Source organism: Dactylosporangium sp. NPDC051087, assembly GCF_055586325.1.
Genome location: NZ_JBVJIJ010000001.1, coordinates 643,372 through 656,814, shown reverse-complemented (window position 1 = coordinate 656,814; position 13,443 = coordinate 643,372). Strand labels below are relative to the sequence as shown.

At 68.7% G+C, this 13,443-nt stretch carries 16 protein-coding genes and 1 tRNA gene; 5 read left to right on the top strand and 12 right to left on the bottom strand.

The genetic code is table 11. From position 1 onward, the window contains the following. Positions 1-565: 565 nt before the first annotated feature. Positions 566-862 (top strand): helix-turn-helix domain-containing protein, encoded by a 297-nt coding sequence (locus ACZ6TV_RS03115; protein WP_465294729.1) that lies wholly within the window; start codon positions 566-568, stop codon positions 860-862. Continuing rightward, positions 856-1,194, top strand: a complete 339-nt coding sequence (locus tag ACZ6TV_RS03110) for a hypothetical protein (RefSeq protein WP_465294727.1) — start codon at positions 856-858, stop codon at positions 1,192-1,194. Before ACZ6TV_RS03115 ends, ACZ6TV_RS03110 begins: the two co-directional genes overlap by 7 nt. A gap of 84 nt (positions 1,195-1,278) precedes the next feature. On the opposite strand, the gene ACZ6TV_RS03105 is transcribed toward ACZ6TV_RS03110, so the two are convergent. Then, positions 1,279-2,526 carry a type II toxin-antitoxin system HipA family toxin gene (locus ACZ6TV_RS03105; RefSeq protein ID WP_465294725.1) on the bottom strand — a complete coding sequence of 416 codons (1,248 nt, stop codon included), beginning with the start codon at positions 2,524-2,526 and terminating at the stop codon, positions 1,279-1,281. Positions 2,527-2,545: 19 nt separating this feature from the next. Then, positions 2,546-2,881 (bottom strand): helix-turn-helix transcriptional regulator, encoded by a 336-nt coding sequence (locus ACZ6TV_RS03100; RefSeq protein WP_465294723.1) that lies wholly within the window; start codon positions 2,879-2,881, stop codon positions 2,546-2,548. Between the two features lie 172 nt (positions 2,882-3,053). Between ACZ6TV_RS03100 and ACZ6TV_RS03095 the strand changes: the two genes are divergently transcribed. Continuing rightward, entirely contained in the window at positions 3,054-3,545 is a 492-nt protein-coding gene (locus ACZ6TV_RS03095) for a DUF6933 domain-containing protein (RefSeq protein ID WP_465294721.1), read from the top strand. Positions 3,546-3,590: 45 nt separating this feature from the next. On the opposite strand, the gene ACZ6TV_RS03090 is transcribed toward ACZ6TV_RS03095, so the two are convergent. The 3 genes from ACZ6TV_RS03090 to ACZ6TV_RS03080 form a co-directional block, all read right to left on the bottom strand. Then, positions 3,591-3,902 (bottom strand): hypothetical protein, encoded by a 312-nt coding sequence (locus ACZ6TV_RS03090; RefSeq protein WP_465294719.1) that lies wholly within the window; start codon positions 3,900-3,902, stop codon positions 3,591-3,593. A gap of 63 nt (positions 3,903-3,965) precedes the next feature. After that, positions 3,966-6,254, bottom strand: coding sequence for a 2OG-Fe(II) oxygenase (locus ACZ6TV_RS03085; RefSeq protein WP_465294717.1), 2,289 nt, complete (start codon positions 6,252-6,254; stop codon positions 3,966-3,968). 2 nt (positions 6,255-6,256) lie between these two features. Continuing rightward, on the bottom strand, positions 6,257-7,570 hold the full coding sequence (locus ACZ6TV_RS03080; RefSeq protein ID WP_465294715.1) for a hypothetical protein: 1,314 nt from the start codon (positions 7,568-7,570) through the stop codon (positions 6,257-6,259). A 306-nt stretch (positions 7,571-7,876) separates the two neighbouring features. Here ACZ6TV_RS03080 and ACZ6TV_RS03075 point away from each other — a divergent pair, with 306 nt between their 5' ends. After that, positions 7,877-8,503, top strand: a complete 627-nt coding sequence (locus tag ACZ6TV_RS03075; protein WP_465294713.1) for a hypothetical protein — start codon at positions 7,877-7,879, stop codon at positions 8,501-8,503. Between the two features lie 123 nt (positions 8,504-8,626). Here ACZ6TV_RS03075 and ACZ6TV_RS03070 read toward each other — a convergent pair whose 3' ends face one another. The 3 genes from ACZ6TV_RS03070 to ACZ6TV_RS03060 form a co-directional block, all read right to left on the bottom strand. Next, the gene (locus tag ACZ6TV_RS03070; RefSeq protein ID WP_465294711.1) at positions 8,627-8,914 is read right to left on the bottom strand and encodes an antitoxin VbhA family protein; all 288 of its coding nucleotides are present in this window, start codon (positions 8,912-8,914) and stop codon (positions 8,627-8,629) included. 186 nt (positions 8,915-9,100) lie between these two features. Then, positions 9,101-9,433, bottom strand: a complete 333-nt coding sequence (locus ACZ6TV_RS03065; protein ID WP_465294709.1) for a helix-turn-helix domain-containing protein — start codon at positions 9,431-9,433, stop codon at positions 9,101-9,103. After that, positions 9,430-9,801 (bottom strand): type II toxin-antitoxin system RelE/ParE family toxin, encoded by a 372-nt coding sequence (locus ACZ6TV_RS03060; protein WP_465294707.1) that lies wholly within the window; start codon positions 9,799-9,801, stop codon positions 9,430-9,432. Before ACZ6TV_RS03060 ends, ACZ6TV_RS03065 begins: the two co-directional genes overlap by 4 nt. Before the next feature lie 254 nt (positions 9,802-10,055). Here ACZ6TV_RS03060 and ACZ6TV_RS03055 point away from each other — a divergent pair. Then, positions 10,056-10,131 (top strand) — tRNA-Arg (locus ACZ6TV_RS03055). Positions 10,132-10,141: 10 nt separating this feature from the next. Here the strand turns inward: ACZ6TV_RS03055 and ACZ6TV_RS03050 are convergent. From ACZ6TV_RS03050 to ACZ6TV_RS03035, 4 genes are read right to left on the bottom strand one after another with little or no spacing between them, the layout of a single operon-like run. Continuing rightward, positions 10,142-11,299 (bottom strand): tyrosine-type recombinase/integrase, encoded by a 1,158-nt coding sequence (locus ACZ6TV_RS03050; protein WP_465294705.1) that lies wholly within the window; start codon positions 11,297-11,299, stop codon positions 10,142-10,144. Continuing rightward, positions 11,299-11,511 carry a helix-turn-helix domain-containing protein gene (locus ACZ6TV_RS03045; protein ID WP_465294703.1) on the bottom strand — a complete coding sequence of 71 codons (213 nt, stop codon included), beginning with the start codon at positions 11,509-11,511 and terminating at the stop codon, positions 11,299-11,301. The genes ACZ6TV_RS03050 and ACZ6TV_RS03045 overlap by 1 nt, the downstream gene beginning before the upstream one ends. Next, positions 11,504-13,207 (bottom strand): replication initiator, encoded by a 1,704-nt coding sequence (locus ACZ6TV_RS03040; RefSeq protein WP_465294701.1) that lies wholly within the window; start codon positions 13,205-13,207, stop codon positions 11,504-11,506. Before ACZ6TV_RS03040 ends, ACZ6TV_RS03045 begins: the two co-directional genes overlap by 8 nt. Next, a complete protein-coding gene (locus ACZ6TV_RS03035; RefSeq protein WP_465294699.1) occupies positions 13,204-13,440 on the bottom strand; it encodes a hypothetical protein in 237 nt (78 codons plus the stop codon). Before ACZ6TV_RS03035 ends, ACZ6TV_RS03040 begins: the two co-directional genes overlap by 4 nt. Positions 13,441-13,443 lie beyond the last annotated feature (3 nt).

The following is a 13,443-nucleotide window of genomic DNA, read 5'->3' as shown; positions in this document are numbered from 1 at the left end:
GTCACGAATGCTTGTCACAGCGCGCCGCCGGATGTCATTCGCATGTCACTCCGCCTGCGTGCCACGCGCCGCGCCGGGTCCACGTGACATGTCAACCCGCCGTGATGAATGTCAATCACCAGGTGAAGGGCCACTTGACCATGGCGGCGAGCCGACTCTGCGGTGACCGTGCCGGCTATGACGTCTGGGCTGTCAATGAAGATCATCGATTGATATCGTCGCGAGTTCGCACGTGACATACCCGTCGCCACCCACCCGTGACACGATCGTCGCCGGCCTGACAGTGCGCCGGCGACGGGTGTCACCGGCTCGTCCAGATCGCATGTCATGACCGCCGTGCGCCGCACCGGTCCCCTGTCGGCGCCGGTGTCACGACGGCCGTCTGACATGTCCAAGCCGTGCCGGACATCAAGGTGTCCGGCAGTACGCCGGCGCGCCGGTTCGACATTGGGCACGACACGGCCGTCCAGATCATGTCCATCGACAGCGACGACTTGACTCCCCGGCGAAGGCGAGCGTTCATCAACGTCCAGCCGTCCCGAAATCCACCGGCAGGGGAGACCTCGTGTCAGACGTACCACCACGCAACGATCCAGCGACCGCGGTCAGCTTCGGTCAGCTGATCACCCGCCGCAGGCGCCAGCTCGGCCTGACCCAAGGCGATCTGGCAGATCAGTTGTGCGCCAGGTCCGGACGCCCGACCTTCACCCGCCACGAGATCTCCCGGTACGAACGCGGCGTGCGCCTTCCAACAGCACCGCTGCTGACCGTCATCGCCGACTCGCTCGACGTCCCCGTGACCGTCCTGCGCCGGGCTGCAGCAGCCGACCGGAAGCGCCGCCACACGGGAGGCCGATGGTGAGCACCGCCCACCGGGTCACCCGCCCGTCCTGGACCTGCACCGTCGACGGACTCCCCTGGCCATGCACCGAAGCACAACGGAACCTGTCGACCACCGACCCGGCCGCGCTCCCACAGAACATGGCCAAGCTCATGGCCATCGCCCAACGAGAGCTGGACGACACCGACCCGGCGACGCTGTACCGACGCTTCCTCGCCTGGACCCTCGAACCCGACCAGCGATGCGCCATCTGCGGCAGCCGCCGCCACGCCGTGCTTCCTGGCGTACCACCGCGCCTCATCCCGTGCGACGGCCTGCGAGCGCCCTTCGCTGCCAGCGACCTGCCCGGGTGATCGCCGAACGCGGCGGGTAGCAGCGCTCATTCGCGGCCAGGAAGGCCACTGCCCGCAGCGCGGGAGACTCTTGGCCGTACGTCCTCACGCCTGGTCGTAGTGGATGTACGGGTTCAGGATCTGTCGTTGCCACAGCTGGTTACGTTCCGCCTCCGTCAGCTGTGCCTCATCGGCGGCGTCGTCCCAATCGCGACGGATGACTTCGAGTTGATCCTCGATGATCTGCTCGGCGTCACGGTCGGAGAGCAGGAACTCCGGCGCGGCCTTGCGGCACAGCCGCAGCTGGCTGGCCCGCTCGCCGGGGATGCGGGTGACGTTCAGGGCCTGGTTCGCGGTTTCGCCGCTGCGCGGCTGCGGGCACAGGTCGTACGCAGGGGTCAGCGACAACCGCGCACCGTCCCAGAACGCGGCGTGATTGCGCAGATGATCGTCGGTGTTGCCGATGCAGACGTTGAAGACCATCCTCGCGAACAGCTCACGCAGATGCTGGGCGGCGTCGGTGAACTGCTTGCGGACCGCGTCCGCGAGGTCCGGGTAGCCGGCGTGCCGCGCGCCCATCTCGTCCTCGCCGAGGATGGTCAGCGCCGAGACCATCATGCGGCGCTGCCCTGGTACCTCGGTGCGGTCGAAGCGCTCCACGAGCAGCACATCGCGCCCAGCGCAGCGGACGACCTCGCAGGCAGCGACCTGCAGGCCCACCCGCCGGGCAAGGATCATCCCGACGGCCTCCGCCTTGACCACGGGGTAGTAGTCCCCGGTCGAGGACAACTTGGCGATCAGGCGCCGCCCCTGGTCGAGCAGCGTGACCTTCGGGCGGGCACCACCGATGGACGTACCCCGGGTCAGCGCCTCGCCCAGCGCCGGCGACAGCGGCAGGCCGGCCTCGAGCGCCTCAGCCGCGCCGATGAGCTCAGCCAGCTCGGCCGTCTCGTCCCGCGCGACGTACTCGGTAGCGCTGGCCTGGAAGTCCAGCCCGCCGACCCGGTCGGAGCCCGAGCCGAGCAGGTACGTCAGCTCGTCCAAGGCTCCGGTGTCCGCGTCGCGGTCAACGTGACCGAACCGGCGAGCGAGGATGACCCGCCGACCCCACGCGTCGGGGCTGGCGTCGCGGAGGCAGCCCGCCAGCGGCAGATCCCGCAGCGGTTCGATCGGCCCCTCCCGCAGCGGCAGCTCCGGCGCATACAGCGAGACCGCGTCGGGACGCGCCAGATAACTCCGGCCGTACGCGAACACGTAACGCTCGCCGTCCACCGCGACGACCCGGCCGGCGACCACCGGCTCCGTCGCGCCAGGCAGCCACACCCACACGAACGCATCCCGCAGCGGTGCCATGCCTCTCCTTCGCGCGCGGTCAGAAGTTGTCGTCGACGACGACCGCTGGCTTGGTCACCCGAGCCGGCAGCAGCGCCAGCCGCTGCCTCGCGGCCGCGGCCAAGGCGGGCAGCTCCCGCTCGTCCGAAGCGAACAGCGGCACCCCGACGACCACCGCAGCCTCGAACACCAGGCCCACAGCCACCGTCGGCTCGCCCCGCTCGAGACGCCCGATGGTGTGCGGCTGCACCCCGACACGTTCGGCCAGGTCCGCAGCCGTCCAACCGCGCTCCTTGCGTGCGGCAGCGATCAGGGAACCGAGCAGCGCAACAGCCGCCCGGGTGGTCGGCATGAACGACCTCGTCCGCTTCGCCATCACACCCTCATCTTCGATAAAACAACGCTAACATGCGCTAACTGTCGTTTTATCAACGCCAGCGGCTGCCGCAGCGTCGACGGTCAAGATTCCGCAGTACGTACGCCGTACGACTGCCGCCACCGACGTGCTCAACCAGGGGGAACGGCTACGCCACTGCCATGATGTTGCGGTGCTGATCGTGCGTGCGACCAAGAAGCTCCGCGACCGGATAGGCACGCCGGACCTGCGCGCGGGTGAGCAGTCCACCACCGCCCTCGGCGACTGGTACGCCACCCGGTTCGCATGGCGACCGGACGTGCTACTGCTGGTCAACGAGACAACCCTGCTGCCGGTCCTCCTGCCGCTCGCACCCGCCGCCACCGCGCTGGCCCGCGCCGTCGACCGCATCGCCACGACCATGGCCACGTACGGCGCCGACGCCGCGACGATCGCCGCCGAGGTCGAACAGATGACCACCCGCCGGATCGCCCCGACCGCCAACCGCAGCGTCGTCGGGATCATGACCGAGTTCACATTCCTCGCCGACCACGGCAGAGAACGAGAACTCGACGACCTGGAGACCTGGCTGGCCGCCACGCCGTGCAGCCCGCTGTACCGCACCCACACCACCCCGAGGAACGCCTTCCAGCATCAGCTCTCACTGCACCGTCAAGCCCGATGAGCCAGACCCAACACTGAGATCGGCCGGCTGGAGTTCCGGGACCGCTCAGGACTCGGTTCGGCCAGGAGTGCCGAAGGAGATGCCGCCGTGGACGTCACGGGCCTGCACCACGTTGCCCTCGATGGTGCCGGAGACGTTGTTGGCCACGCCGCCGTAACCGGCGGTCAGGTGTGGCGAAAGGTCGCGCCACACCGCTTGTAGATCCGTTTCTAACGCGGAGTCTTCCGCGACCGCCTCGGTCAGCGCCTGCTGCAGTGTCTCGATCCGGGTCTCGTCTGCCGAGTGGACTTCGGCCTCGGCGAGCGCGGCCTGGGCGGATGCCCGGCCCCGGAACGCCCGCCGAACCAGCTGGGCCAATGCGCATCGGGGCTGTCACGTTCGGGTGGTACGACGGCTCGACGCGTGCTCGGCGAAGCGTGTTCACCGGGCGTCGAATGTTCTGCCGAGCCAGGCGAGGTCGGTCTGGTCGCGCTGGCGGGCCTCTCGCTCGCGTGCGAAGAGTGCCTCCGCCTTGGTCAATACCAGTGTGTAAGGTCGTCCGCTACGTCGGGTTTGATGGCGTACCGGCAACTCGTGCTGGTCGATCCGGGCGTGGACATGCCGGCGCCGTTGTTCTGCCAGCGGCCAGTCGAAGGAGCGCCGTGATCTGTCGGCGAGGAACGCGTCCAGGGTCTGGCACAGTTCGCAGTGGCAGCCCTCCGGCAACTCGATCGACCAGTCGTCGGCGGACCGGGTCGGCTGGGCCAGCCGAGTCGCAAGCCGCGCGGCGCAATGGCGTGCAATGACGTCGAGTCCTGCGGCGCGGCGGGTATCGCGGCCAGCCGTGCGGGCTGCGCGGAGCGCGGACATGGCGCACCAGACCAGATCATCATTGTCGCTGCGCAGGAAGGCGACCATCTCGTCGCGCAGGTCCGCCACCGCGAGGCTCGCCGTGCTCAGCAGCAGACCGGCGACAGCCGGCCCGAGTTCACTCAGCGCCGCGTGCCGGTGGCTCGGAGCGGGGTATTGCAGCATCCTGTCCACCGATTCCCGCAGCTGGGTCCAGGCGGCGGCGGACACCAGCCGGCCCACCGGCCCACCGGCTTCGGGCGCCTCGCGCAACGCATCGCATACGGCTGGCAGGGACTCCAGCCACACCGCCCGCTGCGGCTGCGATGACAACAGGTACGCCGGTCGATCGCGGCCGAACCAGACGTCGACCAGTTCGCGGGTCCAGGAATCGCCGTAGCGCACGGCGACCCGGGCGAGCGACGCAGCATGAGAGCGGCCCAGCATCTCGATCTGGAACGGCGCGAGCAACATGGCTGAGCTGCCGGGCTCGTCCAGGTCGTGGGCGACCGCGAGCGTCTTGCCCAACAGCTGCTCGGCGTTCGCCTTCGCCACCACGCTCCAGAAGGAGGCGAGCGTGGCGGCGGCCTCACGAGCCTCGGCCACGTTGCCCGCCCGGACCAGGTCGGCGAGCCGATCGAGTGCCCACGCGGGCGAGGCCTGCGCACGGATCGCGAAGGCCCACCGGCGCGGCCAAACCACGATTGCCGCTCTGCGGTACCAGCGCTCCAGGGTGTTGCCGTAGTTGCCCATGTAGCCCTCGTACGACGAGGCGTGTGGCGACAGGTCCGCCGTCGGCGTCGTCGCGCAGACCTCGTCGTCGTAGACGATCAATGAGGTGGGCGTGGCCTCGCCACCCTCATCCAGCCAGCAGTCGAGCCTGGTCGTCGACTCGATGAGCTCCTGCAGTTCGTAGTCCCCGTCATCCTCCGTCTCGTCTCCGTCGTCCCAGTACTGGCCGCTTGGCACTGCGTCCTCGGCGCTCCACTGCTCGTGCACCTCCGCCAAGGCCAGGGCAACCTCGCAGTCGGCGGCAAGTGCCGCCGCCCGGACCAACGCGCCGCGGCTGGCATCGTCTCCCTTGAGGCGGACCCACCCCAGCCCACGCTGGGTGTATTCGTGGTCGAGCAGGTAGACCAGGCGGGCGGGCTCGTCCGAATCGCCGAAGTGCTGGTTCAGGCAGCTGGCCAGTTCGACCGCCAGGCCAGGGTCGGTCCGTCCGGCTGCCGCAGCGACCGGGTCACCCTTGAGCAACAGGTTGTACGTCAGCACGACCCGGTAGCCCGACATGACCGGACGGACGTGGTGACGGCAGTCGGCATAGAAGGCCACGAACGACAGTGATTCCTTCGACGACCGGTACGTCGCGGTCCGGCCGGCGTGCTCGACCACGAGTACACCGCCCGTGGCTGCCGAGGGCAGCGTCACGACCAGGGTCCCGATCATGGCGTCAGCCTTCTCCGAGTCCTGGTGCGGAGCGAAGAACTGGCCTGGCGCGTACACCAGCATCGCGTGGAACTCGGCCGTCAGCTCGCATCCCTCCGGCAGGCCGAGGTCGGCACGCAGGCGCTTGAGGACGTGCCGCAGCGTGGCGCTCCACTGCCGTTTGTCGATCTTCACGCGACTCTTCGGGACCTCCCACGTGTCGCGGACCTTGGCGTCCAGCAGCGTCTGCTCGCCCTTACCGAACCGGGCCGGCCGACCGATCAGGCAAAGCTCTTTCGCCTGCCGGACCGGGACGGGCAGGGTGATCGGGCCGACACCGACGACCTCCAGCCGCAGGTCGTCGAGACGGGCGGTGCGTCGCGCGCTGAACGATCCCGCAGTTGCACCCTCGCCCAGAAGGCCCGCGAACCGGTCGCGCGCGAAAACCGTAGCCACCGTTACTCGGCCACCCGTGCCATGGGATTCGACCGTCCTCGGTCGTCGAGGATTCCGGGAAACTGGAGCTCACCCGAGGCGTACGCGAGGCACCGCTCAGTCAACTCCGCCGGCATTGCGGTGTGCTCCGCCAGGAAGCGGATCCATTCGGGCAGCAGCGCGACGAGCTCGGCGGCGAAGTCATCCTGGAAGAAGTCCCGCAGGTGCAGCACGGAGACCGCGACCTTGTGCGGCGAGCACAACGGGTAGAGCGTTGGGTCATCGTGTGGGTCCCAGGACTCGGCCAATTCCTCAGCAAGTTCGGCGGGGCCGACAGGACCGGCGTCGTCCCCTTCGCCGACGATCCCACCGTGATAGTCGATCTGCCGCAGCCGCTGGGCGAACTGCGCCGCGGCGTCGGCGGCCGTCAGCCGCACGAAGGCGCGCCCGCGCACCCGCCGTACCGCCTTCCGCGCCGTCCTACCGAGCCGCCGGCTGCGCAAGAACTCGGCGTACTGCTCCTCGTCCTCCCCGCCGATCCGTATCCCCTCGACCTCGCCCCGCAGCAGGACGTCGAGCGTCTCCGAGTCATCCACCACCGTCAGGACCGCCTCACCCGCCGCGGCCTGCCCGACCGACTCCCGCCAAGCGGCCACCGCGGCCTCGGCCGAAGCATGGAAGCCGCTGTGCACGGTGAGCACTTCGTATCCACAGGTGTCCACGTCCCACAGGTACCAGCGGTCCGGGCCCGTGTCGGACGTGAACGGCGCAACCACCGCCCAACGGGTGCCGTAGACGTCGCGTGCCCACAACACAGGACCGGTCACAGCACGCCCGCGCGCGGCCCGCTTCGCCGTGCGGGCATCCAGATGCGCCAAGATCAGATCGTTCGCGGACTCGCTGAGCGGGAACGGCAGCACACCGGCGACGACAGCCAGCAGCCGCTGGAGAACAGCGACGTCCCCACCAGCCTCCGCCGGCTTGTGGAACCGCTCGTCAAGCGCCGACAGCAACGCGCCGACGAGGTCCTCCGGATTGACGATGTCCTCCACGGAGCCGTCCTCGAAGGACACCATCGCCGCGCCGTAGCGAACGCAGAAGTCGTCTTCGAGGTCGTCGTCGGACCGCCCTGGGGCACTCGCGATCAAGGCGTCAATCAACGCCCCGGCTGCATTCCCGGCCAGCGTGGTGCGATGCTCGGCGAGCTTCTGCCGATACTCGAACAGCTCACCGAAGACACCGGCTCCCGCGGACCCGCCACGCGGCGAGACCATCGGCTGGCGGGAGGACCGGCCGCCGGACTGAGACTTCTTCTTCCGCTTCCGAGACACGGGCACGGCGGCATCCTATCCACGGGTATCCGACGCCCGGCCGCGACACTTCGGGCATCGCGGCCCTCGAACCCGACCAGCGACGCGCCATCCGCCGCAGCCGCCGCCACGGCATGCTCCCTGGCGTACCCCCGCGCCTCATTCCGTGCGACGGCCTTCGAGAGGCCATCGTCGCCAGCGATCGACCTGGGTGGTGACCGGGCGCGCCGGCGGGTCGCGGTACTCACCGCGGCCAAGCGTACGTACGCATGATCAAGCTGCCCCTGATGTTCGACGTTATGCAGCCGCGGCGTTCATGGCACAGTTCGCCCCATGGATCCGATCTCCATCACCTACCAGCACCGGTACAGCGGCGTCTGGGCCGTGTTTCTGTCCACCGGTGACGAGCTGACAGTCGAAGCCGACCACGACGAAGCGGGCCTGGCCGAGGCCCGCGCCGCGGCTCGGCGGCACATCGGCGACGCCGCGATCGCCGTGGAGCGGGTGGACACCACCACCGGCAGCATCGAATGGCAGGGGCTCCGATTCGAGCCGCTCGCCACGACCTTCGGCATCACCGCACCGACACCGGCCCAGTCCGATCAGATCATCGCCTGCTGGGAGCACTACCAGGCTCAACTGCCGCCTGACATGAAGGTCGAGCTGTACAGCAACCGGGTCCGCATCGAACCGGGCGCGTTCGGCGAACGCGCGGAGCTGATCAACGCGGTCGGCGGGTACCTGGCAGGCGCTGTTCCCGACGACCAGGACCTTGTGGTGGCGCCGCAGATCCGAGGAGCAGATCATGCACGGGAGCAGTTCCGCCGCGCCTGCACCGTTGCCATACCGGACGGGTTCGTCAGAATCGCGCAGGAAGCCGCCGGATTCGAGGACGAAGGCTGGATAGGCACGATCTACCTTGTCCTCAAAGACCGCTGGGACATCGACCGACCGTTCTAGACACCGCGAACGCCGGTGAGGATTCACGCCTTCGACAGCCCTCGACCGACCTTCGCCGCGTCCGACGTGATACCGAACCGATAGCGAGCACCCCGGAAGCCGGGTCGCTGTACAGGTCGACGGTCATAAGGTGCAGAGCTGCCGAACCAGTTCTCGCATCTGGGTCGTACTGAGCTCACCGCGAGCCCAGCGCTCCATGATCGCCTCGGCATCCGAGCTGATCGTGAGCTCTTCGGCTCGCACGGAGCCGGCGGCTTGCGCAACAGACTGATTCCGTTCGGCGGTCAGCTCGTCGAAGACCTCGACAGCGCTGATCCACGCTTCAGTCCGTGCCCGTTCCGCGGCCAACGCCTCGCTGTCTCCGTCGTCGAGGTCGGCGCGAATATCCTCCCAGTCGTGGAACTCGGTCATGAGTCCTCCATCCTTTGGCACGCCGGCTCCGTCCAGCTCTCGCAGATGTCCTCGGCTACGGGATCGTCGCCTTCTGCCACCGGGCAGCAGCCGACGGACCAACGACGAGGCGGCGAGCAGGTGCTGCCGCACGGGGCTCGTCGGCCGCTAAGTGCATCGGCTGCTGCCAGTTGGAAGGCCGCCCGGTCAGGCCACGTTGAGCTGGATGTTGCCGATGCGGGCGACGATGTCGAGTTGGCCGCCGAGCCCGACCACATAGGCCCGCAGTGTCTCCAGCCCGACGGCGTCGCCGTTCTCGATCTGACTGATACGCGCCTGCGTCAGCCCGGCCGCTTCAGCTAGCTGGGCCTGCGTGACGCCGAGCTGTTTGCGGATCTCAGCCAGTTGAGCACCGCTGACCGAGGCCAGCATCTGCTCTCGCATCTGCTGGCGGCGAGCAACCCGCTCGGCGCTATCCCAGGTCGGGTCGGCGGCGCGAGCCTTTGCCTTCACGTCCTGCCAGTTCGAAGCCTCGGTCACGACTGGCCCTCCTCTTTCAGCGCCGCGAGATGGTCGGCGTACCGAGTGTCCGCAAGCGGGATCGCATTGCGATACCACGTCTGCCATTGTCCGGACTTGTCCCCGGCCACCAGAAAGATCGCCTCGCGCGCCGGATCGAACGCGAAGATCATCCTAACCTCGGAGCGGCCGGCTGAACCCGGTCGCAGCTCCTTCATGTTCTGGTACAGGCTGCCCTTGAGGCGATCGACCAGTGGCCGACCGAGCGCCGGCCCTTGCTCAGTCAGAACGTCGATCGCCTCGGCGACCAGGTCAGCAGTCGTCGGGTCAATACGACACAGCTCCAAGAACCACGCCTCGACGTCCGGATGCAGCCTGACATCCCACATCCTCCGAGTATAAGCCGGACTTATATTCAGTTCCAAGGACCTGCCCGGCCCGCCGCAGGATCTCGACGAGTGCTCGGCGAAGCGAACCACCAGGGTCACGGCGAGCCAACCGGGCATACCGGACGGACCCCACCCATCGCAAACGCCGATTGTGTGATCGAGCGCTGGTTCCACCAGCCCGAACGCACCGGAGCCACGCCGGGGCGGGATATGCCGACGCAGGTCAGCGGGGGCGTCGGTACACTGCTCATCGCGCCCTCGTAGCTCAGGGGATAGAGCAACGGTTTCCTAAACCGTGTGTCGCAGGTTCGAATCCTGCCGGGGGCACCAGGTCAGAGGCTTATGGCACGTTTTTCTTGATCTTGCGTGCCATCCGCGTGCCACTAGCCTTGCGAGCCACCTTGTCGAGGTGCGCCGCGACCTCTTCGTCCTTGCCGCCGAGCGGGCGAGCGTAATGCCTGGTCGTGACGCTGGCGTCGGCGTGGCCGAGCCGGGCGGCAGCGACGAGGATGCCGTGCGAGTCCGAGACCCAGGACGCGTGCGTGGCTCGGAGGTCGTGCGGCTTCACCCCGTCGAGGCCGGCCGCCTTGACCGCCTCGCGGAACCGGGCGCGGAAGCCGTAGTAACTCTGCTGTCGCCCCTTCGTGTGCTTCTGCCGGCCGCCGAACAGGAACACGTCCTCACCCTTGGGCAGGTTGCCGAGCAGTTCCGCCACCGCGTCGACCACGAACGAGGGCAGGGTCAGCTCCCGCTGCTGGTGGTTCTTCGGTGTACCGATCACCGAGCCGCCGCGTACCTGCGAGACAGCCTCGGCGACGATCAGCCGGCGGTCCGGCAGGTCGAAGGATCGGCGACGCAGCGGGAGCGCCTCGCCGATCCGGAGCCCGGCGTACGCGAGCAGCAGGACCAGGACCCGGTCGGGCAGCTCGCACTTTGCCGAAAGACGGGCGACATCCCCGGGCGTGAGGACGTTCGGCTTGGCGTGCGGAAGCCGAGGGAGGCCAGCGACGCGACCACCACGGCATGGAGTCACCGGGATCATGCCGTTGTCGACGGCCGAGGCCATGATCTGCGCCAGGAGCCGGTACGCCTGCCGGACTTGCGACGCACTCACCGTCTCGGCGAGCATGCCGACCCACCGGGTCACCGCGAGCGGACGGAGTGCGCCGAGCTTCACCGCCCCGAGATGGCGCACGATCAGCCGGTCGAGGACCGAGCGGTAGGTCTCCTGCGTCTTGACCTTCCAGCGCGACTGCGACGCAGCGAACCACTGGTTGGCCCATTGCGAGACGGGCATCTTCGCCGCAAGCGGTGAGATCCAGCGGCCCGACGCGATGTCGCCCTCCGTCACGCTGAGAAACTTCTCTGCGAGTGGCTTGGTCGGGTACGTCTGCGGCGCTGGGTGCATCTGACCGTCCGGACCGGAGTAGCGCGCCTGCCACTGGCCGGACGGGAGTTGCCGAACGGCGCCGAATCGACGTCGCTTCTTGTCAGTCATCAAGCCACCAATCCGTTGCTGTGCAAGCCCATGCGGATCGGAACCACAGTGGACTCGTCGATGTAGACAGCGAGCGCTTGCTCTTTGATCCGTACGTGGGTGCCAGCCTTGACGTACTCGATCCGGCGTTCGGCGATCAGCCGGCGCACGAACCGTTCCGTCACTCCGAGCCGTTCGGCCACCTCTGCGACCTTCAACAGCCGGTCACTCACCGTTGCGTTCCTCCCCGTTGTCGCTGGATGTCTGCTCGTACTGCGCCGCCCGGTCCCTGGCAGCGTTGAGGGCGTTGCGCCACTGGATGCGCTGCGCGAGCGCCCGCAGTAGGCGATGTCGCATCGGCGGCATGTCAGGGTCGTTCGGCTTCGCCAGCTCCCACGCGATCTTCTGAGGCGTGCCCGGGTTCGCGTCGGGCGCCGGGACCTGGTCGATGCCGTCGGCGACGCCGAGGAGGGTCGTCACCCAGGCGCGGGCGTCGTGGCGGTGGTCGGCGAGGGTCTTTCCGGACCAGTCGCGGGAAACGAGGATGCGTCGGCCGCCGATGCCGAGGGTGGCGCGTTGGTGGACCTTGCCTTTGCAGTTGCCGGGACGCAGTTTGGCGTGCGCCTTCTTCGGCTGGATGCCGTACAGCAGCCAGTTCGCGCACCGCTCCGAGCACGGCGTGACGCGCAGCTCGTGCCAGAGCCGTTCGAGGTGCGCCCGTTGCCGGTCGGTCGTCACGGTGTGGCAGTCAGCGGCGGACTTGGTGATGTACTTCGTGATGTAGCCGACGGTGCGGTCGATGTCCTTGCTGTCGGCGGCCACGCCGCGGGCGTCGACGTGTTTGCCGAACCGGATCACGTGCGCCGGCTCAGCGTCGGGGTCTTCGTCGATCGCGTCGAGCGCCTCGTCCCATGTGGGCAACGGCGCGCCGCTGTCCGGGTCGCACCACGCTTCGGCGTCCGCGTCCCAGACCGGCCGATGCGTGGGCTTGTCGACGCGAGGCCACCACACCTGGTGGTAGGTGGCCGCCGCAACCTCTCGCAGGACCGCGCGGGAGATGGTGCCGCGGATCGCAAAGTGGGCGTGCGGCGCGAGGCGTCGTTGGGGCTCGACGCAGCCGGCGTACTGGACGTTCCAGCCGACGCAACGCCGGAGGTTCTGCCAGAACCGGTCGAGCAGCCGCGGGAACGTGATCGCGTCCCAGGCTGCGCGCCGGTAGTCGTATGTGGACGGGTTCACCGGTGAGCCGTCTTCTCGTACGGGGCCGTACGAGTCGAGGGTCATCGTCAGCCACATCGACGGCCGGTGTTCGGTGCCGTCCGGCGCGGTGTAGACGCGGCCCACGGTGTGCGGCCGGACCTTCTGCCGCGGGAGCGCGGGTGCGTCCTGCCGCCGGCGGGTCGAGCGTTGCCGCTTCGGTTCCTCAGGCTGGTCATGCGACGGCGCCACCGTCCCGCGGAGCCCTTCCGCGGCGATGGCTTCCTCCACCTCGCGGATCGCGTCGTCGACCTCCCCGACCTCGTCCCACTTGGATTCCCGGACCGCTTGGTCGCGGAAGTACTCGAGGTGCGCGCGGAGGCTGATCAGCGACCGGTGTTCCTCCGTCGCCGGGTCCGGTGCCGGGGCGGGTTCGTCGGTGCGGTGCCAGCCCTCCCGGATCTGCGTCTTGCGCAGCCGTCGTGCCCGTTTGGCGCAGGGGACGCACTTGTCCTCGCGGGTGGCGCCGCACGGTACGTCGATGATTTCGGTCTGGCCGGTCGCGAGGTCGGTGCGGCGCAGGCCGATCGGGCGGAGGCAGACGCCGTATTCGGTGGCCATGTCCTTGACGACGTCTGCGGCGAGGGGCATCAGCATGCGGGCGGCGCGGGAGCCGGGGCGCGGCCCGACCTCGGGTTCGGTTTCGAGGTCGGGCAACGTGTCGACGGTCATCGGCGGCCCGTGGGCTGCTGGACGTCGAGGAACATCCGGTCGACGATGTCGGCGTCTCCGCGGAGCAGCCGTTCGCGGCGCGCGGCGGCGTACTGGCCGACCATCGGGTGTCCGATGCGCCGACCGCCCCACGGCAGCCGCTGCACGGCGAGGCCCTGTGCGCGGGCGTTCGCGTCGGTGGAGGCGTGCAGCCGGTCGGCGACCGCTTCGATGAGGGAGTGGAGCAGGTGCATGGT